At 71.2% G+C, this 20,454-nt stretch carries 16 protein-coding genes; 14 read left to right on the forward strand and 2 right to left on the reverse strand.

Annotated features, from left to right (window positions below):
- The first annotated feature begins 21 nt into the window (after window positions 1–21).
- From ATC03_RS03635 to ATC03_RS03665, 7 genes are all read left to right on the forward strand, one after another.
- Window positions 22–1,050, forward strand: a complete 1,029-nt coding sequence (locus tag ATC03_RS03635) for a LacI family DNA-binding transcriptional regulator (RefSeq protein WP_067881308.1) — start codon at window positions 22–24, stop codon at window positions 1,048–1,050.
- A complete protein-coding gene (locus tag ATC03_RS03640; protein WP_067873220.1) occupies window positions 1,047–2,609 on the forward strand; it encodes a sugar ABC transporter ATP-binding protein in 1,563 nt (520 codons plus the stop codon). Before ATC03_RS03635 ends, ATC03_RS03640 begins: the two co-directional genes overlap by 4 nt.
- 360 nt (window positions 2,610–2,969) lie before the next feature.
- Window positions 2,970–3,965, forward strand: coding sequence for an ABC transporter substrate-binding protein (locus ATC03_RS03645; RefSeq protein WP_067873223.1), 996 nt, complete (start codon window positions 2,970–2,972; stop codon window positions 3,963–3,965).
- A 125-nt stretch (window positions 3,966–4,090) separates the two neighbouring features.
- Window positions 4,091–5,722, forward strand: a complete 1,632-nt coding sequence (locus ATC03_RS03650) for a sugar ABC transporter ATP-binding protein (RefSeq protein WP_067873226.1) — start codon at window positions 4,091–4,093, stop codon at window positions 5,720–5,722.
- Entirely contained in the window at window positions 5,719–6,807 is a 1,089-nt protein-coding gene (locus ATC03_RS03655) for an ABC transporter permease (protein ID WP_067873229.1), read from the forward strand. Before ATC03_RS03650 ends, ATC03_RS03655 begins: the two co-directional genes overlap by 4 nt.
- Window positions 6,804–7,859 carry an ABC transporter permease gene (locus ATC03_RS03660; RefSeq protein ID WP_084003262.1) on the forward strand — a complete coding sequence of 352 codons (1,056 nt, stop codon included), beginning with the start codon at window positions 6,804–6,806 and terminating at the stop codon, window positions 7,857–7,859. Before ATC03_RS03655 ends, ATC03_RS03660 begins: the two co-directional genes overlap by 4 nt.
- A gap of 89 nt (window positions 7,860–7,948) precedes the next feature.
- Window positions 7,949–10,201 carry a HelD family protein gene (locus tag ATC03_RS03665; protein WP_152030856.1) on the forward strand — a complete coding sequence of 751 codons (2,253 nt, stop codon included), beginning with the start codon at window positions 7,949–7,951 and terminating at the stop codon, window positions 10,199–10,201.
- Here ATC03_RS03665 and ATC03_RS03670 read toward each other — a convergent pair.
- A complete protein-coding gene (locus ATC03_RS03670) occupies window positions 10,191–11,189 on the reverse strand; it encodes an Lrp/AsnC family transcriptional regulator (RefSeq protein ID WP_084003264.1) in 999 nt (332 codons plus the stop codon). The genes ATC03_RS03665 and ATC03_RS03670 overlap by 11 nt on opposite strands.
- 240 nt (window positions 11,190–11,429) lie before the next feature.
- Between ATC03_RS03670 and ATC03_RS03675 the strand changes: the two genes are divergently transcribed.
- The 7 genes from ATC03_RS03675 to ATC03_RS03705 all read left to right on the forward strand — a co-directional run bounded on the left by ATC03_RS03675 (window position 11,430) and on the right by ATC03_RS03705 (window position 19,910).
- Complete coding sequence (locus tag ATC03_RS03675) at window positions 11,430–12,752, forward strand: MFS transporter (protein WP_067873232.1); 1,323 nt, start codon at window positions 11,430–11,432, stop codon at window positions 12,750–12,752.
- Window positions 12,749–14,416: an amidohydrolase gene (locus ATC03_RS03680; protein ID WP_067873235.1), complete on the forward strand. Its 1,668-nt coding sequence runs from the start codon at window positions 12,749–12,751 to the stop codon at window positions 14,414–14,416. The genes ATC03_RS03675 and ATC03_RS03680 overlap by 4 nt, the downstream gene beginning before the upstream one ends.
- Window positions 14,417–14,433: 17 nt before the next feature.
- Window positions 14,434–16,077: a thiamine pyrophosphate-binding protein gene (locus ATC03_RS03685; RefSeq protein ID WP_227820225.1), complete on the forward strand. Its 1,644-nt coding sequence runs from the start codon at window positions 14,434–14,436 to the stop codon at window positions 16,075–16,077.
- A 116-nt stretch (window positions 16,078–16,193) separates the two neighbouring features.
- Entirely contained in the window at window positions 16,194–17,219 is a 1,026-nt protein-coding gene (gene speB, locus ATC03_RS03690) for an agmatinase (protein WP_084003265.1), read from the forward strand.
- Window positions 17,220–17,396: 177 nt separating this feature from the next.
- A complete protein-coding gene (locus ATC03_RS03695; RefSeq protein WP_067873237.1) occupies window positions 17,397–17,882 on the forward strand; it encodes a nucleoside deaminase in 486 nt (161 codons plus the stop codon).
- A 160-nt stretch (window positions 17,883–18,042) separates the two neighbouring features.
- Window positions 18,043–18,975, forward strand: a complete 933-nt coding sequence (locus ATC03_RS03700) for a lytic transglycosylase domain-containing protein (protein ID WP_152030857.1) — start codon at window positions 18,043–18,045, stop codon at window positions 18,973–18,975.
- Window positions 18,976–18,998: 23 nt separating this feature from the next.
- The gene (locus tag ATC03_RS03705) at window positions 18,999–19,910 is read left to right on the forward strand and encodes an oxygenase MpaB family protein (protein WP_084003266.1); all 912 of its coding nucleotides are present in this window, start codon (window positions 18,999–19,001) and stop codon (window positions 19,908–19,910) included.
- On the opposite strand, the gene ATC03_RS03710 is transcribed toward ATC03_RS03705, so the two are convergent.
- On the reverse strand, window positions 19,900–20,388 hold the full coding sequence (locus ATC03_RS03710; RefSeq protein WP_067873240.1) for a pyridoxamine 5'-phosphate oxidase family protein: 489 nt from the start codon (window positions 20,386–20,388) through the stop codon (window positions 19,900–19,902). The genes ATC03_RS03705 and ATC03_RS03710 overlap by 11 nt on opposite strands.
- Window positions 20,389–20,454: the final 66 nt, after the last annotated feature.

The following is a 20,454-nucleotide window of genomic DNA, read 5'->3' on the forward strand; positions in this document are numbered from 1 at the left end:
CCGTGAGACAGGAGACCGGTGGTGAGTGACGTCGAGAGCGGGGACCGCCCCGAGAAGCTCGGCATCCGCGAGGTCGCCGTGCTCGCCGGCGTCTCGCACATGACCGTCTCCCGGGTGCTCAACGGGCACCCGAACATCCGCCCGTCCACGCGCCAGCGCGTGATGGACGTCATCGAGCAGCTCGACTTCAAGCCGAACAGCGCCGCTCGCGCGCTCGCGACCCAACGCACGCAGCGCATCGGCGTCATCGTCGACAGCTCGGTCGAGTTCGGGCCGACGAGCACGCTCCGCGGCCTCGAGTTCGCAGCGCGCTCCGGCGGGTACTCGGTCACCTCGGTCGCGATGCAGGACGACGCGAGCCTCACGCCCGAAGCCGCGGTGGGACATCTCATCGCCGAGGGCGTCGACGCGCTCTGCGTCGTCGCGCCGCGCTCGTCGTCGGTGTCGGCGCTGCGCCGCATCTCGATCGACGTTCCGGTGCTCGTCGTCAAGGCCGCCAAGGATCCGAACTTCCTCACCGTGAGCGTCGACCAGCAGCTCGGCACGACGCTCGCCGTCGACCACCTGGTCGCCCTCGGGCACCGCGACATCCTGCACCTCGCAGGTCCGCTCGACTGGCTCGACGCGCGCGGCCGCGAGCGCGCCTTCCACGCGCGCATCGAGCAGTGGGGCCTCAAGGTGCGACCGATCGTGGTCGGCGACTGGACCGCCGACTTCGGCTACGACTACGCGGTCGGCCTCAAGGGCGTGCCCGAGTACACCGCGATGTTCGTCGCGAACGACGAGATGGCGTTCGGCGTCGTGCACGGCTTCCACGACCGCGGCATCCGGGTGCCAGAAGACGTGAGCGTCATCGGCTTCGACGACCTGCCGCTGTCGCGCCACTTCATCCCGCCGCTCACGACGGTGACGCAGGACTTCTACGCACTCGGCGTGAAGGCCATGGAGGTGCTGCGGGCGGCGCTCGAGGGCCGCGAGATCCCGCAGCGCTCCAAGATTCCCAGCGAGCTCGTCGTGCGCGCCTCGACCGCCCCTCCGAGGTCGTCATGACCGCGAAGGATGCCGCGGCCCGGCCGGTCGTCGAGGTTCGGCCGGTCGTCGAGATGACGGGCATCACCGTCGACATCGACGGCACGACGGTGCTGCACGGGGTCGACCTCCGGTTGTTCCCCGGCGAGATCCATGCCCTCATGGGCGGCAACGGCGCCGGCAAGTCGTCGTTGGTCAAGGCATTGAGCGGCGCGTACCGCATCGGCGGCGGCTCGGTGCGCATCAGCGGCGAGCCCGTGGTGCTCTCGGGCCCGGCCGAGGCCGAGTCCGTCGGCGTGGCCGCGGCGTTCCAGGACGTGGATCTCTGCGGCAACCTCTCGATCGCCGAGAACGTGATGATCGGGCACGAGGAGCGCCGCTGGTACGGCATCTCGTGGCCCGCGACGCGTCGCCGGGCCGTGACCGTGCTCGACGAGCTGGGCCTCGGCGACCTCGATCCGAAGCAGGCCGTGGCGACCCTGCCGCCGGCGATCCAGCAGCTCGTCGCGATCGCACGGGCGATGGTGACCCACCCCAAGGTGCTCGTGCTCGACGAGCCGACCTCGAGCCTCGACGCCGACGAGGTCGCGACGTTGTTCCGGGCGCTGCGTCGGCTGCGCGACCAGGGCGTGGCCATCCTCTTCGTCTCGCACTTCCTCGAGCAGGTGTACGCGATCAGCGACCGCATCACCGTGCTCCGCGACGGGTACGGGCAGGGTGAGTACCCGACCCGCGAGCTCGACCGCGCGGTGCTGATCTCGAAGATGATCGGCAAGGACCTCACCGAACTGCGCCGCATCGGCTCCGACCGGCGTGCTCACCGGGCCGACCCGACCGGGACGCCGGTGTTCCGCGCGGTCGGCGTCGGCAAGCGCGGCGAGTTCGACTCGACCGACTTCGAGGTGCACCGCGGCGAGGTCGTCGGGCTCGGCGGGCTGCGCGGCTCGGGTCGCAGCGAGCTCGGCCAGCTGCTCGCGGGCGTCGAGCGCGCCGACTCGGGCACGTTCCAGATCGACGGCCGAACGGTCGGGCTGCCGAATCCCGCGACCGCGCTCCGGCGCCGCGTCGCGTACGCATCCGAAGACCGGCGCGACGGCGGCATCATCGAAGAGCTCAGCGTGCGCGAGAACATCGTGCTCGCGCTCCAGGCGATCCGCGGCTGGGCCAGGCCCATCTCGCACGCCGAGCGCGACGCCCTCGTCGACCGGTTCGTCGAGTCGTTCGGCATCGTCGCGCCCGGACTCGACGCTCCGGCGAAGCAGCTCTCCGGCGGCAACCAGCAGAAGGTGCTCCTCGCCAGGTGGCTCGCGACCCGTCCGCTGTTGCTCGTGCTCGACGAGCCGACCCGGGGCATCGACATCGCCGCGAAGGTCGAGATCCAGGCGCGTGTCGCCGAGATGGCGCGCGACGGCATGGCGGTCGTATTCATCTCGTCGGAGCTCGACGAGGTCGTGCGGTTGAGCGACCGCATCGCGATCCTCAAGGACCGCCGCAAGATCGGCGAGGTCAGCAACGGCCCAGGGCTCAGCGTCGACACGATCATCGAGATGATCGCCGCCGACGAAGAGGACGACGCCTGACCCTGCGGCGTCCCTCGGGCGATCTCCTTCGAGATGCCGGTTCTCGTCATCGCCGCGGGCACTGATCCGACGAGTGCTGGCATCTCGGGTGCGACGCGAGGAGGAGCCAGGGCGGCGGAGCGAACGAGCGCCGTGACATCCGCTCGCCCGCCTGAATCCCGCGGGCATGGGTGCCCCACGGACGGGGCTATCGCGCCGTGTTTCCGGAATGTTATGTTTCCGGGAACAAATCGCTTGTGTTCCAGACTTTGTTCCCGGTAACATCCTGAATGTGGACGCGCCAAGCGTCCCCGCAATCACAGGAATCCGCACAGCGGACCACTCCGGCGCCGTGGTGCCGGGTCTCAAGGAGGAGATCACATGTCAGTTCAGAGGCGTTTCACGAAGTTCCTCGGCCTGGCGGCCGTCGGCGCACTCACCGTCGGCCTCGCCGCGTGCTCGAGTGGCGGCGACAGCGCCGACAGCGCCGATGCGGGCGACCTCACGACCGTCGGCTTCGTCGCCGTCGGCCCCGAGGGCGCATGGCGCGAAGCCAACGAGAAGAACATCCAGGAGACGTTCACCGAGGACGCCGGCTTCGAACTGAAGTACGCGCCCGCGACGAACCTCGACCAGAAGTCGCAGATCGACGCGTTCACGTCGTTCGTCGACGAGGGCGTCGACGTCATCCTGCTGTCGGCCACCGAGGCATCGGGCTGGGAGGACTCGCTCGAGCGTGCCCAGGAGGCCGAGATCCCGGTGATCCTCCTCGACCGCGGCATCGACCCCGATGACCCCAGCCTCTACATCACCCGCATCGCGCCCGACAACGTCGAGGTCGCGTCGGAGGTCGGCGCATGGGCTGTCGAGCAGTTCCCCGACGGCGGCAACTACATCACGCTCGAAGGCCCCGCAGGCGTCGGCGTCGTGAACGAGCGCAACGAGGGCTGGGACTCCTCGGTCGACGGCTCGGGTCTCGTCGAGGTCGCTGCGCAGACCGCCAACTGGTCGGCTGAAGAGGGCAAGAGCGTCACCGAGACGCTCCTCAAGGCGAACAACAACAACATCCAGCTGATCTTCGCGCAGAACGACGAGATGGGTCTCGGTGCTGCCCAGGCCGTCGAAGAGGCCGGTCTGACCCCGGGCGTCGACGTCAAGATCGCGACCATCGACGGCACGAAGGCCGCCATGCAGGCGCTCGCCGACGGCCAGCTCAGCTACGTGCACGAGTACAACCCGCTGTTCGGCGACACCGCGCTCGACGTCGTGAAGAAGACGCTCGACGGCGAGTCGGTCGAGTCCTACATCATCGTTCCCAGCGAGGCGTTCGACTCGGCAGAGGCGGCACAGGCCGTGCTCGCCGACCGCAAGTACTGATCGGCCGACCACGCCGCTGATCGCGGCGTGAGACGCACCGGGTGCGGGGTCTGCTCCTCGAGCGACCCCGCACCGCTCCATTGAACGGCCGCCCACCCGCGGCCGAGGCACAGGATGCGAATGCCATGAGTGAAGCACTGCCAATCGTGGAGATGCGCGACATCTCCATCGAGTTCCCAGGCGTCAAAGCCCTCGACGGGGTGGACTTCCGCCTCTTCCAGGGCGAGGTCCACGCGCTGATGGGCGAGAACGGCGCCGGCAAGTCGACGCTGATCAAGGCCCTCACCGGGGTCTACAAGATCGACGGCGGCTCGATCGTCGTCGCGGGCCAGGAGCGTCAGTTCCACGGCACCCGCGATGCGCAGAGCGCCGGCGTCTCCACCGTGTACCAGGAGGTCAACCTGGTCACGAACCTCTCGATCGGCGAGAACGTCATGCTCGGCCACGAGATCCGCGGGGCAATCGGCGTGAACTGGCGTGCGACGCACGCCGCCGCCACCGAGGCGCTCGCCCGACTCGGGCTCGAGCACCTCGACACCCACAAGCCGCTCTCGACACTGTCGATCGCCATGCAGCAGCTCGTCGCGATCAGCCGGGCCATGGCGATCCAGGCGAAGGTGCTCATCCTCGACGAGCCGACCTCGAGCCTCGACGCGGCCGAGGTCGAGGGCCTGTTCCGCGTGATGCGCTCGCTCCGCGACCAGGGCGTCGCCATCCTCTTCGTCTCGCACTTCCTCGACCAGATCTACGCGATCAGCGACCGCCTGACGATCCTGCGCAACGGCAAGTACGAGGGCGAGTACCTCACCCGCGACCTCGATCGCCACGCGCTCATCTCGAAGATGATCGGCAAGGACCTCGGGGCGCTGTCGTCGCTCGGCGGCAACCGCCGCGTCGACGACCGCGACTACGCCGCCGAGGAGCCGCTGCTCACGGCGAAGGGCCTCGGCCGTCGCGGCTCGATCGAGCCCACCGATCTCGACGTCCACCGCGGCGAGGTCGTCGGCTTCGCCGGCCTCCTCGGCTCCGGCCGCACCGAGCTCGCACGCCTGCTCTACGGCGCAGATCGCGCCGACGAGGGCGAGGTCACGCTGCACGGCAAGCGCGTCGACATCAAGAGCCCCGCCGACGGCTTGGTCAAGCGCATCGCGTTCTCGACCGAGAACCGGCGCGACGAGGGCATCATCGCCGACCTCACCGTGCGCGAGAACATGATCCTCGCGGTGCAGGCCGAGCGCGGCTGGGCCAGGCCCATCCCGCGCAAGGAACAGGACGAGCTCGTCGAGAAGTACATCACCGCCCTGAACGTGCGGCCCTCCGATCCGAACCGGCTCATCAAGAACCTCTCCGGCGGCAACCAGCAGAAGGTGCTGCTCGGCCGCTGGCTCGCGACGAATCCCGAGCTGCTGATCCTCGACGAGCCCACCCGCGGCATCGACGTCGGCGCGAAGGCCGAGATCCAGGAGGCCGTCGCCGAACTCGCCGAGAGCGGCGTCTCGGTCGTCTTCATCTCCTCCGAGCTCGAGGAGGTCGTGCGCCTCAGCGAGCGCATCGTCGTGCTGAAGGACCACCAGAAGATCGGCGAGATCGTCAACGGCCCCGAGATCACGGCCCAGCACGTCGTCGACGTCATCGCCGCGCACGGTGTCGAGGCGGCCGCCGAGAGTGGCATCATCGATGCCGAGGCGGGTTTGCACCCGACCGAGGCCCCGCACGCGAACGCGCATGCGCTCGCTGCGACGGAGGAGGAATCATGAGCGACGCTGCTCACACGAACTGGCTGCGCGAGCTCATCCGCAAGCCGTACTTCTGGGGCATCATCGCGATCTTCGCGCTCCTCGCCCTCAACGTCCTCAAGGACCCGAGCTACCTCGCCGTGACGGTCAACCCCGTGAACGGCAACCTCGTCGGCAACGTCGTCGACATCCTCAGGGCATCCGCCCCGATCCTGATGATCGCCGTCGGCATGTCGCTCGTCATCGCCACCGGCGGCATCGACCTCTCGGTCGGCTCGGTGATGGCCGTCTCGGGTGCCGTCGCGATGGTCTTCATGAAGGAGGCGGGCCAGTCCGGCTCGCTCGGCGTCGCACTCGGCGCCATCGGACTCGCGCTCCTCGTGAGCGCGGTGCTCGGCGCGATCAACGGCATCCTCGTCGCCTACATCGGCCTCCAGCCGTTCATCAGCACGCTCATCATGATGCTCGCAGGCCGCGGCATCGCGAAGGTGATCACCGAGGGGCAGAACACCTCGGCGACCAACGATGCGTTCCGCTGGGTGGCCAATGGCTTCATCATCGGGCTGCCGGTCGTGTTTCTCCTCGCCCTTGCGATCGTCGGCGTCGTCGCCCTCGTCGTGCGCCGCAGCGCACTCGGCCTCATGATCGAGGCGATCGGCATCAACCCGAAGGCGAGCCGCATGGCCGGCATCAAGCCGAGCGGACTGCTGCTCACGGTCTACATCCTGAGCGCCGTGCTCGCGGGCGTCGCCGGCATCATGTCGGTCGGCACCGTGATGACGGTCGACGTCTCCCGCACGGGCTACCAGATGGAACTCGACGCGATCCTCGCGGTCGTCATCGGCGGCACGTCGCTCGCCGGCGGCAAGTTCTCCATCGGCGGTGCCGTCGTCGGCGCCCTGCTCATCGCGACGCTCGACAAGACCATCGTGTTCCTCGGCATCTCGTCGTCGGCCACCCCCGCCTTCAAGGCGATCGTGATCGTCGTGCTCTGCCTGCTGCAGTCGGAGCGGGTGCGCGGCTGGTTCGTCCAACGGCGCAAGCCCCCGCAGCTGCGCACCGAGTCGATCACCGCCGCCCAGTCGAAGCAGGAGGTTTCCGCATGACCATCGTGCAGACGCCCCAGGTCGACGCTCCCGTCGAGGAGTCCCGAGTCTCGAAGCTCGTGGCCCGCGTCAAGCGAGTCGTCGCGTCCAACCCGTCGGTGCTGCCGACCGTCGCCGCCATCGTCATCTTCATCGCAATGGTGATCTACGGCGAACTCGCCTACGGCCGGATCCTGCAGTACAACACGCTGTCGAACCTGCTGATCAACAACGCGCACCTGATCATCCTCGCCGTGGCGATGACCTTCGTGATCCTCACCGGCGGCATCGACCTCTCGGTCGGCGCGGTGATCGCACTCTCCAGCGTCGCCGGGGTGATGCTCGCGAACGCCGGCTGGAATCCGTGGATCGTGATCCTCCTGATGGTGCTCATCGGTACCTCGATGGGCTTGGCGAGCGGCATCCTGATCCAGTACTTCAACGTGCAGCCGTTCATCGCGACGCTCGCGATGATGTTCCTCGGCCGAGGTCTTGCGTCGCTGCTCAGCACCCAGCCCGAGCGGCTCGCCGAGGAGTCCCCGATCCGCTGGCTCGGCGAGCAGTTCAAGCTGATCGACGGCCCGAAGGTCAACGACGTCGTCATCACTCCAGGCGTGATCATCGCCCTCCTGGTCGTGCTCGGCGCGTTCTTCGTGCTGCACCGCACCCGCACCGGGCGCACGGTCTACGCGATCGGCGGCTCAGAGAGCTCCTCGGCGCTCATGGGTCTGGCGGTGCCGCGCACGAAGGTGCTCGTCTACGTCATCAGCGGTACGCTCGCGGGCGTCGCAGCGGTGGTCTACACGTCTCGCCTCGGCATCGCCCAGAACATCACCGGCATCGGCTGGGAGCTCGACGCGATCGCCGCGACGGTCATCGGCGGCACGCTGCTGACCGGCGGGTACGGCTACGTGCTCGGATCCGTGGTCGGCGCCCTCGTGCTCGGCCTCATGAACGTGCTCATCACGCGCGACGGTGGCATCCCGCCCGAGATGACGACGATCATCACCGGCGGCATCCTGCTGGTCTTCGTGCTGCTGCAGCGCGCGGTCACGTCGAAGCGGCATACGTAGCGAATGCGACGGGCGCAGGGCGGATGTCTCGGGGCATCCGCCCTTCGTCATGCCGGGGCGGGCCGACGCGGCATCCTTCGCGGGTAGAATTGACGGTCCGCCGCACGAGGAGTACCGCCATCACCAACCGCACTTCCACCACGCCCATCGCCGAGGAGCAGGCGGCGCTCGACCACATCCGCGAGGTCGTCGCCGGGCTCGTCGAGCAGGAGGCCGCGTACCTGCAGTCGATGCTCGGCCGACCGAGCGACGAACTGAACCTCACCGAGCGCGATGCGCTCGTCGCGCACCACGCGCAGCGGCTGCAGGGGCTGCGCACCGCGTCGTACGGCCTGCTGCTCGGCGGTGTCGAGACCGATGAGGGCGAGCGGTACCGCATCGGCCGCATCGGCCTGAGCGACCCCGACGACGGCGAGCGACTGCTCATCGACTGGCGTGCACCGGTCGCCAGGCCCTTCTACACGGCGACGCCCCTGCATCGCGACGGCGTGCGGGCCCGTCGTCGCATCTCGTCGACCGACCGCACCGTCACGGCCGTCTACGACGAGCCGCTGCTCGTCGACCTCGACGACCCCGCCGATCTCGCCGACGTCTCGAGCGGCGACGCCGCGCTCATGGCCGCGCTCGAGAAGCCGCGCACCCAGCACATGGGTGACATCGTCGGCACCATCCAGCGCGAGCAGGACGCGATCATCCGCGGCCCGCTCGCCGGCACCCTGGTCGTGCAGGGCGGCCCGGGCACGGGCAAGACGGCCGTCGCCCTGCAGCGGGCCGCCTTCCTGCTGTACGAGCACCGCAACCGCCTCGCGAAGTCGGTCGTGCTGATCGTCGGCCCGAACCATCGGTTCCTCGAGTACATCTCGCAGGTGCTGCCCTCACTCGGCGAGGACTCGGCCGTGCTCGTCACGCCGAGCACGCTGCTGCCCGGTGTGGCGGCGACCGCGACCGAGCCCGCGCTCGCCGCGGAGTTCAAGGGTCGGCTCGAGATCGTCGATGCGCTGAAGCAGGCCGTGCGCGGGTTCCAGGTGCCGAACGACGGCACCCTCGTGCTGCGCCCCGCCGGCCTGAAGGAGATGACGCTCGACGGCCGACTGCTGCACCGGGTGCGCACTCGGGGCCGCTCGGGCGGCACCCCGCACAACGCCGCTCGCCCGAAGTTCGAGAAGGCGCTCCTCACCGAGATCCTGAGACTCGAGGATGTCGAGCACGGCGCATCGGCGATGGAGGACTGGGAGCGGCGGGCCGACTGGGCCGAAGACCCCGCGGTGCAGGAGCTCTTCGACGAGCTCTGGCCCCTGCTCGACCCCGTCGAGGTGGTGCGCGACCTGTTCAGCGACCCCGAGCGGCTCGACGCCGTACTGCCGTCGCTCGACCCCGCGCTCCGCGCGGCGCTGCTGCGCCCCCGCGACCACGGCCTGACCCCCGCCGACATCCCGCTCGTCGACGAACTCGCCGAGCTGCTCGGCGACGACCCGCGCCCCGCTGCGGCGGCGGCCACGCGCGCCCGCGCCGACCGCGCCGTCGACCTCGCCTACGCGCAGAACGTGCTCGACATGGTGGCCGATGCCGACGCCGACGAAGACCACCTCGCAGCACCCGTCTCGATCGTGACCGCCTCGACGCTCGCCGACCGGCAGGTCGCGGGCGACGGCCGCACGCCCGCCGAGCGGGCCATGGCCGACCGCGAGTGGGTCTACGGGCACATCATCGTCGACGAGGCGCAGGAGACCAGCCCGATGCTGCTGCGCGCGCTGATCCGCCGCTGCCCGTCGCGCTCGATGACCCTCGTCGGCGACGCGAACCAGTACACGGCGACCGATTCCGCGTTCACCTGGGCCCGACTCCTCGACCCGCAGGTGCCGCGGTGGAGCCGCACCGATCTCACGGTCAACTACCGCACGCCCGGCCGCATCATGCGTCTCGCGACCGGCGTGCTGCGCCGCATCGACCCCGGTGTGCCGGAGCCGACCTCGGCCCGCGACGGCGAGCACGAGCCGCGCGTCGTTCGCGTGCCGGCGCCGGAGCTGGGCGCCGCGGCCGCACGAGCGGCCGTCGAGTCGCTCGCCGAGAGCGAGGGCACCGTCGGCGTGATCGCGCCGCTCGGCATGCTCGGGGCACTGCGGGAGGTTCACGCGGCCGAGGCCGACGCGGCGTCGGACCGGCTCTGGGTCGGCACCCCCGACGACGCGAAGGGCCTCGAGTTCGACGCCGTGGTCGTCGCCGTGCCGCCCATGCCCGAGCCGCACGCCGTCTCGGCGGCCACGTGGAAGCGGCTCTACGTCGCGCTCACCCGGCCCACGCAGCGGCTCACGGTCGTGCAGGCCGGCGACGTCATCGGCTGAGGCGGGTGCGGTCTCGGTCGCCGTCGCGGTCGGGCTCGCCGCCGACGCTCGCGGCCGGGCCCGTCGCGGTGCTCGTCGCCGCGCTCGCCGCCGTGAGGTCGGCCGGGCGCAGCGTGCGTGCGTAGTCCTCCTTCAGCACCGCGAGGTGGAACCACGACTCGGAATGCCGCACGCCCGACAGGGCCCGGATGCGTTCGAGGCTCGCGTAGAGCGCGCTCGCCGACGGCTCGACGAGGGTGAGGATGAGGTCGAACCGGCCGAGCGACCTCGCGGCGAAGTCGACGCCGCGCCACGAACGGATCGCCTGGATCACGGCGTCGTCGTCGCCCGCGAGGTTGAGGCCCACGCCGAGGGCCAGCTGCCGCTGCGTGAGGCCGCGGGCCTCGACCGCGCTGATCTTGATGACGCCGCCCGAGATGAGCCGGTCGACGCGCGTCGCCACCGCCGAGGGCGAGAGTCTCACCGCCTCGCCGAGCTCGCGGAAGCTCGCGCGCCCGTCGGTCTGCAGCAGTTCGATGAGCGCGGTGTCGGTCGTGTCGATGCGGATGCCGCCGCGGTACTCCGAGACGAATAACCCCTTGATCACGGTGGAGTAGATGAGCGTGCTGATGTCGGCGACGCCCGGAAGCGAGCGGATGCGCGCGAGCAGCCCGTGCAGGGCGGGCATCGTGCCCACGCGGATCTCGGTCACGAGGTCGTGCCAGCCCCCGGTCGCCGACACGAAGACGGTCTCATCGAGGTCCCGGAGGTGTGCGGCGACCGCCTCGGTCGTGCCGTCGGTGCGCACCGCGACGTGCGCGAGCACGTGCTGGCCGAGGAACGCCGGATCGACGGCCGCGACGACGCGGACGATGCCGTCGGCGCGCAGGGCGCGGAGCCGCGACGACACGGCGGCGCGCGGCTGGCCGACCGCGGCGGCGAGGTCGTGGATGCTCGTGCGGCCGTCGTCCTGCAGCGCGCGGATCAGGTCGGCGTCGAAGTTCGCCATGTCGGCCTCGAATCGGTCAGATACCTCGGAACGTACGGCGGATCGCCATTTCGTCAGTGTAGAACGCGGTGAACGTGACGGGAAAGGTCAGATGCGGCATCCGAAGTACAGATCAACAGTCGAAGGTCCTCTCGACTGGACTTCCGCGGTTGCGGCATGCCCGCTCGCGCTCGTAGCATCCAACGCGTCGTCCAACCCGGTGGTTCCCCGCCGGACCGTCTCATCCGCAAAGGAGCGGCCATGACCACCACGCACAGCCGAGCGCGACGCGCCGGCATCGCGGCGTTCGTCGGCACCACCATCGAGTGGTACGACTTCTACGTCTACGCGACCGCCGCAGCGCTCGTCTTCGGACCCCTCTTCTTCCCGAGCGGCGACCCGCTCGCCGAGACCGCCGCAGCCTTCGCCACGTTCGCGGTCGCGTTCCTCGTGCGCCCCATCGGCGGCATCCTCTTCGGGCACATCGGCGACAAGCTGGGCCGTCGCGTCTCGCTCGTCATCACGCTGCTGCTCATGGGCGTCGCGACGGTGCTGGTCGGATGCCTGCCCACCTACGAGACCATCGGCATCGCCGCACCCATCCTGCTGATCCTGCTGCGGGCCGTGCAGGGCCTCGCGGTCGGCGGCGAGTGGGGCGGTGCCGTGCTCATGAGCGTCGAGCACGCCCCCGAGAAGTCCAAGACGTTCTACGGCGGCTTCACCCAGCTCGGCAACCCGGCCGGCGCGCTGCTCGCCTCCGGCATCTTCGCGATCATGTCCCGCTTCGGCGAGGACTTCATCATGAACGGCGGATGGCGCATCCCGTTCCTGCTCTCGATCGTGCTCGTGGGCGTCGGCCTCTGGGTGCGCTACCGCGTCGAGGAGTCGCCCGTCTTCGAGCAGAAGATCGAGGGCCGCAAGCAGTCGATGCCGCTCGCGTTCGCGCTGCGCACCAACTGGCGCCCGATCCTGCTCGGCATCGGCATCCTGCCGATCTCGACCGGCGGCTACTACCTCGCCACCACCTTCGCGACGGCGTATGCGACGGGGGAGCCGATCTCGATGAACGCGCAGATCATCCTCGACGCCATGACGATCGCCTCGTTCATCGAATTCGTGGTCACGCTGCCCATCGCCTGGCTCGGCGACAAGTGGGGGCGGAAGAACATCATGTACCTCGGCCTCGTGACCTCCGTGCTCACGTTCGTGCCGTTCATGCTGATCCTGCCTGGCCGGGTCGAACCGCTGATCTTCCTCTTCGCGTCGCTCGTGCGCATCGCCATGAGCGCGACCTACGCGCCCATCGCCGCGATCCTCGCGCAGATGTTCCGCCCCCAGGCCCGCTACACCTCGATCGCCCTGTCGTACGGCGTCGGCGCGGCGATCTGGGCCGGATTCTCGCCCTGGTTCGCGACCCAGCTCATCGCGTCGACCGGCAGCATCTGGTCGGTCATCGCGATGTTCACCGGCATGGCCGTGATCGCCGGCATCTGCACCAGGTTCGCGCCGCAGCACTCCGACGAGGCGCCCGTGACGGCCTCGTTCAACGCCCGCACCGACACGACGGCGACGACCCTCCCGTGAGGAAGCTGACCGCCTTCGACCGGCCCGTGCAGACGGCGCCGAGGATCCTGACCGCCCGCCGCATCCACACCGTCGATGCCGCCGACACCACCGCGACCGCGATGCTGGCCGACCGGGGACGCATCCTCGCCATCGGCACGCTCGCCGAGTGCGAGGCCGCGGCGGCGCGAGCCGGACTCGCGGCCGAGCGCGTCGACCTCGGCGACGCGGTGATCGTGCCCGGCTTCGTCGACGCTCACGCGCATCCGCTCATGTACGGGCAGATGATGACCTGGGTCGACTGCGGTCCGGCGAAGGCGGGCAGCATCCCCGAGATCGTGGCCCTGCTCGCGGCAGCGGCGGCCGACCTGCCCGCGGGGCGCCCCGTTCGCGGCTACGGCTACGAGCAGCGCAACCTCGCCGAGAAGCGGCATCCGAGCCGCTTCGAACTCGACGAGGTGGCGACGGACCGCGAGGTCTACCTCATGAACGCCTCGGGCCACGGCGGCGTCGTGAACTCGGTCACGCTCGAGCGGGCCGGCGTCGACCGCGACACCCCGAACCCCGACGGCGGCGAGTTCTTCCGCGACGCCGACGGCGAGCTCACGGGGGAGCTGTCGGATGCCGCGTGCAACATCCTCACGGGCGTGCACGGGGTGAAGGTCGGCCACCACGGCCCGAACTTCCACCTCGCCGACGAGCCGGAGGAGCACCTGCGCCAGCTCGACCTCGCGACGCAGCGGTTCCTCGCGGGCGGCGTCACGGCGATCGGCGACGCCCAGGTCTCTCGCCGCGAGTTCGACATGTACCTGCGCCTTGCCGAGGCCGGACGCCTCGACCTGCGCGTGTCGATGTACCTGCTCTCGCACCTGCTCGACGACGCCCTCGAGATGGGGCTCGTCGGCCAGTTCGGCAACGCGCACCTGAGCTTCGCGGGCATCAAGTTCTACGCCGACGGCACCCTCGGCGGGTGGACCGCGTACTTCCCCGACGGCTACGTCGGCGACCCCTGCCGCACCGGACAGCTCTACCACGAGCCCGCGGCGTACGCCGAGCTCATCCGCAAAGCGCACGCGGCCGGGCTGCAGACCGTGACGCACGCGCAGTCGCCCACCGCGATCGAGATGGTCGTGTCGGCCATCGAGGCCGCGCTCGTCGAGCGCCCCGAGGCCGACGCGCGCCACCGCATCGAGCACTGCGGGCTGCCGACGCCGGAGCAGATCCAGCGCATGGCCGCGGCGGGCATCCGTCCGGTGAACCAGCCGCAGCACTACTTCAACTGGGGCGAGGGCGTCGAGGAGGCGATCGGCACGCCCGGCGAGCGGTTCAACCCGCTCGGCGAGTTCGTCGCCGCGGGAGTTCCGGTGACGATCTCGTCGGACGCCCCGGTCGCCGACCCGATCCCGCTCGAGGCGATCCAGACCGCGGTCACGCGCGTGACGCGTCGCGGGCACCGGCTCGGCCCCGACGACCTGCGCATCACCGCGGCGGCCGCGCTGCGCGCGCACACGTACGAGGGCGCCGTCTCGCTCGGGCGGGAAGACGACCTCGGCTCGCTCGAGGCGGGCAAGCACGCCGACTTCGCCGTGCTCTCCGACGACCCGCTCGCGGTCGATCCCGAGGACATCACGCAGATCACCGTGCTCGAGACCTGGGTCGACGGCGAACGCCGCCACCGGGCGTGAACGGAAGGAGCCCCGAGATGAACCAGCCACTGCTCGACGAGACGATGGAGCAGCTCGCCGCGCCGTACGCCGAGACCGCCGGACGAGCGGTGCTCGAGACGATCCGCGCGTACGGCGTGGACACGGTGTTCGGCATCCCCGGCACCCACAACCTCGAGCTCTACCGGCCGCTCGCCGACCTCGGCTTCCGCGCGGTCACGAACCGCCACGAGCAGGGTGCCGGCTACGGCGCCGACGGCTGGGCCCAGCAGACGGACCTGCCGGGCATCGTCATCACGACCTCCGGCCCCGGCCTGCAGAACGCGATGAGCGCGATCGGCACCGCGTTCTGCGAGTCGCGCCCCCTCATCGTGCTCTCGCCGGGCGTCGCGCTGGGCGAGGAGTTCCGCGACGTCGGCACGCTGCACGAGACCAAGGACGCCTCGGCCATGGTCGCCGCGATCGCCGAGTGGTCGCGTCGTGTCACGACCGCCGCCGAGGCGGTCGAGGCCGTGCACGACGCGTTCGACCTGTTCCGCACCGGCCGCCCGCGCCCCGTGCACATCGAGATCCCGCTCGATGTGCTCGAATCGGCGGCGGATGTCGCGGCCGAAGCCCGTGCGGCCAGACCCGCACCCGTTCCGGCGCGTGCCGACGCCGCGGCCGTCGCCGAGGCCGCCACGCTGCTCGCCGGCGCGCAGTCGCCCGTGATCGTCGCGGGCGGCGGGTCGACCCGTGCCGCCCTGCAGGTCGCCGCGCTCGCCGAGCGGCTCGGCGCCCCCGTGCTCACGACGCTGAACGGCAAGGGCGTGCTCGACGAGCACCACCCGCTCTCGCTCGGCTCCAACCTGCGCCTCGCCGCCGCCCGCGAGGTCGCCGAGCGCGCCGACGTGCTCGTGGTGCTCGGCTCCAAGCTCGGCGAGGCCGAACTGTGGGCTCCGTCGCTCGAGGCGCGCGGACGCGTCATCCGGGTCGACATCGCTCCGGCGCAGATCGACAAGAACCTCACCGCGACCGTCGGACTCCTGGGCGACTGCGCGGCCGTGCTCGACGACCTCGTCGCGGCCCTCGGCCCCGCGGACACGGCCTCCGACCGCCAGGCACCCGACCAGACCGCGGCGCGCGCCGCGATCGCCGCCGAGGTGCGCGCGACCGAACCCGCGACGGTCGACCTCGCCGAGCGGATCGCCGACGCGATCCCGGCCGACGCGATCGTCGCGGGCGACTCGTCGCAGATCGTCTACCTCGCGCTCGCGAGCGTGCTGCGCCGCGACCGCCCGCACGGGCTGCTCTACACGCCGACCTACGCCACGCTCGGCTACGGCCTGCCGGCCGCGATCGGTGCGCGCGTCGCGCAAGGCGACCGACCGGTCGTCGCCGTGCTGGGCGACGGGGCGCTCATGTTCGCCGTCAACGAGTTCGCGACCGCGGTCGAGCAGCGCCTCGACCTCACCGTCGTGTGCGTCGACAACGGCGGGTACGGCGAGATCCGCCAGAACGAGGTCGACCGCGGCATCCGCCCGATCGGGGTCGAGCTCGTGCAACCCGACTGGGCTGCGCTCGCGACCGCGTTCGGCGCGACCGGGCGCCGGGTCGAGCGCTTCGAGGACCTCGGCGACGCGATCCGCGAGGCCATCGCCGCGGGCGGCGTGCAGCTCGTGCACGTGCGCCAGCCGGGCTGACCGGGCACCGGGCACGCGCCGGGTCGGCCACGACCTCGCGACCTCCCGACCTCGCGCCTCACGACCGCAACCACGACTCCACGACTCCACGACCTCACGACTTCGGAAGGAACGACATGAATCCCACGGACATCCCGGCCCAGGCGGAGGCGCCCGGGCCCGCACGCGGCTCCCTCGGCGCCGAGCCCCGCGTGGGCCTGCCCGGCGGACCCGTCGGCCCCGTCGACGCGAGCCGCGTTCCCCGGTTCGCGGGCATCGCGACGTTCGCGCGCCTGCCGCGCCTCGAGGACGTCGAGCGTGCCGACATCGCGGTGCTCGGCGTGCCGTTCGACAGCGGCGTGAGCTACCGCCCCGGTGCGCGCTTCGGCCCGGCGCACGTGCGCGAGGCCTCGCGCCTGCTGCGGCCCTACAACCCGGCGCAGGGCGTGTCGCCCTTCGCCGCGCAGCAGGTGGCCGACGCCGGCGACCTCGCCGTGAACCCGTTCGACATCGACGAGGCCGTCGCCGACGTCGAGGCCGGCGCTCGTTCGCTCGCCGATCGCGCGGGCCGTCTCGTGGTCATCGGCGGCGACCACACGATCGCCCTGCCGCTGCTCCGGGCGGTGCACGCCACGCACGGCCCGGTCGCGGTGCTGCACTTCGATGCGCACCTGGACACCTGGGACACCTACTTCGGCGCGCCCGTGACGCACGGCACGCCGTTCCGCCGGGCCTCTGAGGAGGGCCTCATCGACCTCACCGCGAGCATGCACGTCGGCACGCGCGGCCCGCTCTACGGCGTCGAGGACCTCGCCGACGACGAACGGCTCGGCTTCGCGATCGTCACGAGCGAGGACCTCGAGGAGCACGGGGTCGCGACCGCGATCGAGCGGATCCGCACGAGGATCGGCGACGCACCGCTCTACATCTCGATCGACATCGACGTGCTCGATCCCGCGCACGCGCCGGGCACCGGCACGCCCGAGGCCGGCGGCCTGACGAGCCGGGAACTGCTGCGCATCATCCGTGCACTCGCCGACAAGCGGATCGTCGGCGCCGATGTCGTCGAGGTCGCCCCGGCCTACGACCACGCCCAGCTCACGGCGGTCGCCGCGTCGCACGTCGCCTACGAGCTCATCAGCGCGATGGCCCCGCGCGACTGAGCAGCGATCGGCGGATGCCGGTGCGCGGGCGTTGCTGCGAAAGGGGCGGCGCGTGCTCGCGCGTCGGCCGGGGTCCGCGTCGTGCGCCGGGGGGCGTGCGAGCGGTCGGGACGCGGGAGGGCGTCCCGGCCGCGGGCACCCGTGACGGCGATCGCATCGAGCGGGCAGACTGGGTCGATGACGATCACCGAAGCCGATCTCGTCCACCTGCGCCGAGCCGTCGCGCTCGCGCGCGAAGCCGCCGACTCGGGCGACGGCCCGTTCGGGTCGGTGCTCGTCGACGCGCACGGCGTCGAACGCTTCGCCGACCGCAACCGCGAGGAGAGCACGGGCGATCCGACGCGGCATCCGGAGATCGACATCGCACGCTGGGCCGCCGCGAACCTGACGCCGGAGGAGCGAGCCGCGTCGACGGTGTACACGTCGGGCGAGCACTGCGCGATGTGCTCGGCGGCGCATGCGTGGGTCGGCCTCGGCCGCATCGTGTACGTCGCGTCGGCCGAGCAGATCGCCGCCTGGCGACGGGACGCGGGCGCCGCACGCTCCGCCGTGACACCGCTGCCGATCACGACGGTCGCCCCCGGGCTGCTCGTCGAGGGGCCCGTCGACGAGCTCGTGCCCGAGATCCACTCGCTCATCGTGCGGGCGGCCCGCGGGGCCTGAGGCTCTCCGGCATCGCCGGGCCGCGCAGCCATCGCGACCCTCGCGGCGGAGGCGGACCGCGCGTAGGGTGAATGATGGATCACCGTCGCCGGGCACCGTGCGGGCGACGCGCGAGACGACGGGCAGCCCTGAACCACCGCCCGAGACGGAGCGATCACCGATGACCTGGGACGACGATGACGACGCCGACGCTGAAGAGCGCGGCGGGCGCCGGCGAGTGCGCGAGCCCGTCACGGGCTGGCAGGTCGTGCGCCGGTCGGCCGCCTGGACGGGCGTCGTGGTCGGTGCGGTGGCGCTGGTCGTCGGCGCCGTCGTCGCGGTGAGCGTGCTGGGCACGGCGGCGAACCCGGGTGGATTCGCCGCTCCGGCGGCCGACGGTCCCCATGCGGCGCTGCCGCCGTCGGCCTCGCAGCCGGGGGAGCCGACCGATCTCGAGCCGACCGACGAGGGCGATGCCGTCGACGAGGGCGATGCCGCCACGTTCGACGACTCGGCGGATGTCTCCGGCATCGAGATGCCGACCGCGGCGCCCTTCCCCCTCGTCGACGGCGACTGGTCGGCGCAGCTCGCCTCGGCCACCGGAATCCCCGAGCGCGCCCTCATGGCGTACGCGCTCGCGCACATCGTGGTCGCCTCGGAGGACCCCGACTGCGGGGTCGATTGGGCGACGATCGCGGCCATCGGCTCGATCGAATCCGGCCACGCCAGCCACGGCGCCACCACGCTCGACGATGACGGCTTCGCGCAACCGGCCATCATCGGCCGTGCGCTCGACGGCAACGGGGTCGCGAAGATCCCCGACACCGACGGCGGCATGCTCGACGGCGACGTCACCTGGGATCGCGCGGTCGGCCCGATGCAGTTCATCCCGTCCACCTGGGCGGAGTGGGGGAGCGACGGCAACGGCGACGGCATGATGGACCCCAACCAGATCGACGACGCCGCGCTCACGACGGCGACGTACCTCTGCGCATCGGGGCCCATGACCACACCCGCGGGATGGCGTGCGGCGATCTACTCGTACAACCACGACAACGACTACGTCGACAAGGTCGCCAAGGTCGCGCAGGGATACGCGGCGGCCGTCGGGTAACCGCACCCGGTCGACGGAGCAGCATGGGCGATCGGGGAGCACGCACGGCCGGATCCTCGATCGGCGCTGCGCGCTGGCATCCGCTGCGGAATCGCCGGCCCGACCCGCCCGCATGGACGGCCGCGCTCGCCGAGGGCGACGACGTCGGATTCTTCGGCCCGGGCAGCGCGGTCTGGGCCGTCCACGGCGCGCTGCCCACGCTCGTCGCCGGCATCCGCGCGCTGCTCCTGCAGACCCTGCATCCGGGGGCGATGGCGGGCGTGCACGACTGGTCGCGCTACCGCGAGGACCCGCTCGCGCGGCTCGACGGCACGGTTCGGTGGGTGGCCGTCACGACGTTCGGCGACCGACGCGCGGCGGTCGCGGCATCCGCCTTCGTCTCCCGACTGCACGAGCACGTGCGGGGCACGTACGTCGACGCGACCGGCGTCGACCGCGCGTATGCGGCGAACGACGAGGAACTGCTGCGCTGGGTGCACGACGCGTTCACCGAGGCGTTCCTCGGCGCGCACGAGATCTGGGGCGGGCCGATCCCGGGCGGAGCCGACGCCTACGTCCGCGAGTGGGCGGAGACCGGTCGGCTCATGGGCGTGCCCGATCCGCCGACGACGGTCGCGGGCCTGCGCGGCGAGTTGACGGCGTTCCTCGCCGGGGCCAAGCGCGACGAGCGGGTCATCGAGACCGTGCGCTTTCTTCGGAGGCCGGGTCTGCCCGGGCTCTCGGGGCGGTTGTACCCGATCCTCTTCGCCGGCGCGGTGGCGTCGCTCGAACCCCAGCACCGCGAACTGCTGGGGCTTCGTCGGCCGTGGTGGCCGGCGATCACCCTGACGCGCGTGCTGCTGGCGGTCGCACGTCGAGCGCTCGGGGGCGTCTCGCCGAGCGAGCGCAACGCGCGCGCCAGGGTTGCTCGGCTCGACGCCGACGTCAGAGCGTGACGGTCTCGTTCTCGCCGCCGTCGTAGCGCTCGCCGGTCACCTTCGCCTTGACGAAGCTGATCAGGGTCGCGATGCGGCCGCCGGGGGTGTCCCAGTACTCGCCGGAATCGGCCGTGACCTTGATGAGCACGGCGTTCGGGCTCTGCGGTCCGTCGGGCAGCCAGGCCTCGACCGCGGCATCCCACAGCTCGTCCTTCTTCGCGGGGTCGTCGACGAGCTCGGCGGTGCCGGCGAACGAGACGAACGTCGAGCCGGAGTTCAGGGTCATCCCGACCTTCGGGTTCGCGGCGATCTCGCTCGCGTCGCGGGAGTCGCGTTCGGCGAAGAACCAGAGCTCGCCGGCATCGGTCACCTCGCGCGGCGACATCGGTCGGGCGACCAGCCGGCCCTCGCCGTTCACGGTCGTCAGCCATCCGAACGGGATGCCGCGGGCGAGCTCGATGATGCGTTCGGTTTCGGTCTTCTCGGTGTCGGGCATGTGCGCTCCTTCGGTCGACGTCGCGTGGTCGGTCGACGTCCTGTGGTCGACGCTAGGCGTGCCCGG

The sequence above is a fragment of the Agromyces aureus genome (genome assembly GCF_001660485.1).
Classification (GTDB): Bacteria; Actinomycetota; Actinomycetes; order Actinomycetales; family Microbacteriaceae; genus Agromyces; species Agromyces aureus.

Coding starts and splice junctions, on each gene's coding strand:
- ATC03_RS03640 (WP_067873220.1), top strand. CDS start 1,047: ATGACCGCGAAGGATGCCGCGGCCCGGCCGGTCGTCGAGGTTCGGCCG.
- ATC03_RS03645 (WP_067873223.1), top strand. CDS start 2,970: ATGTCAGTTCAGAGGCGTTTCACGAAGTTCCTCGGCCTGGCGGCCGTC.
- ATC03_RS03650 (WP_067873226.1), top strand. CDS start 4,091: ATGAGTGAAGCACTGCCAATCGTGGAGATGCGCGACATCTCCATCGAG.
- ATC03_RS03655 (WP_067873229.1), top strand. CDS start 5,719: ATGAGCGACGCTGCTCACACGAACTGGCTGCGCGAGCTCATCCGCAAG.
- ATC03_RS03660 (WP_084003262.1), top strand. CDS start 6,804: ATGACCATCGTGCAGACGCCCCAGGTCGACGCTCCCGTCGAGGAGTCC.
- ATC03_RS03670 (WP_084003264.1), bottom strand. CDS start 11,189: ATGGCGAACTTCGACGCCGACCTGATCCGCGCGCTGCAGGACGACGGC.
- ATC03_RS03675 (WP_067873232.1), top strand. CDS start 11,430: ATGACCACCACGCACAGCCGAGCGCGACGCGCCGGCATCGCGGCGTTC.
- ATC03_RS03685 (WP_227820225.1), top strand. CDS start 14,434: ATGAACCAGCCACTGCTCGACGAGACGATGGAGCAGCTCGCCGCGCCG.
- speB (WP_084003265.1), top strand. CDS start 16,194: ATGAATCCCACGGACATCCCGGCCCAGGCGGAGGCGCCCGGGCCCGCA.
- ATC03_RS03695 (WP_067873237.1), top strand. CDS start 17,397: ATGACGATCACCGAAGCCGATCTCGTCCACCTGCGCCGAGCCGTCGCG.
- ATC03_RS03700 (WP_152030857.1), top strand. CDS start 18,043: ATGACCTGGGACGACGATGACGACGCCGACGCTGAAGAGCGCGGCGGG.
- ATC03_RS03705 (WP_084003266.1), top strand. CDS start 18,999: ATGGGCGATCGGGGAGCACGCACGGCCGGATCCTCGATCGGCGCTGCG.
- ATC03_RS03710 (WP_067873240.1), bottom strand. CDS start 20,388: ATGCCCGACACCGAGAAGACCGAAACCGAACGCATCATCGAGCTCGCC.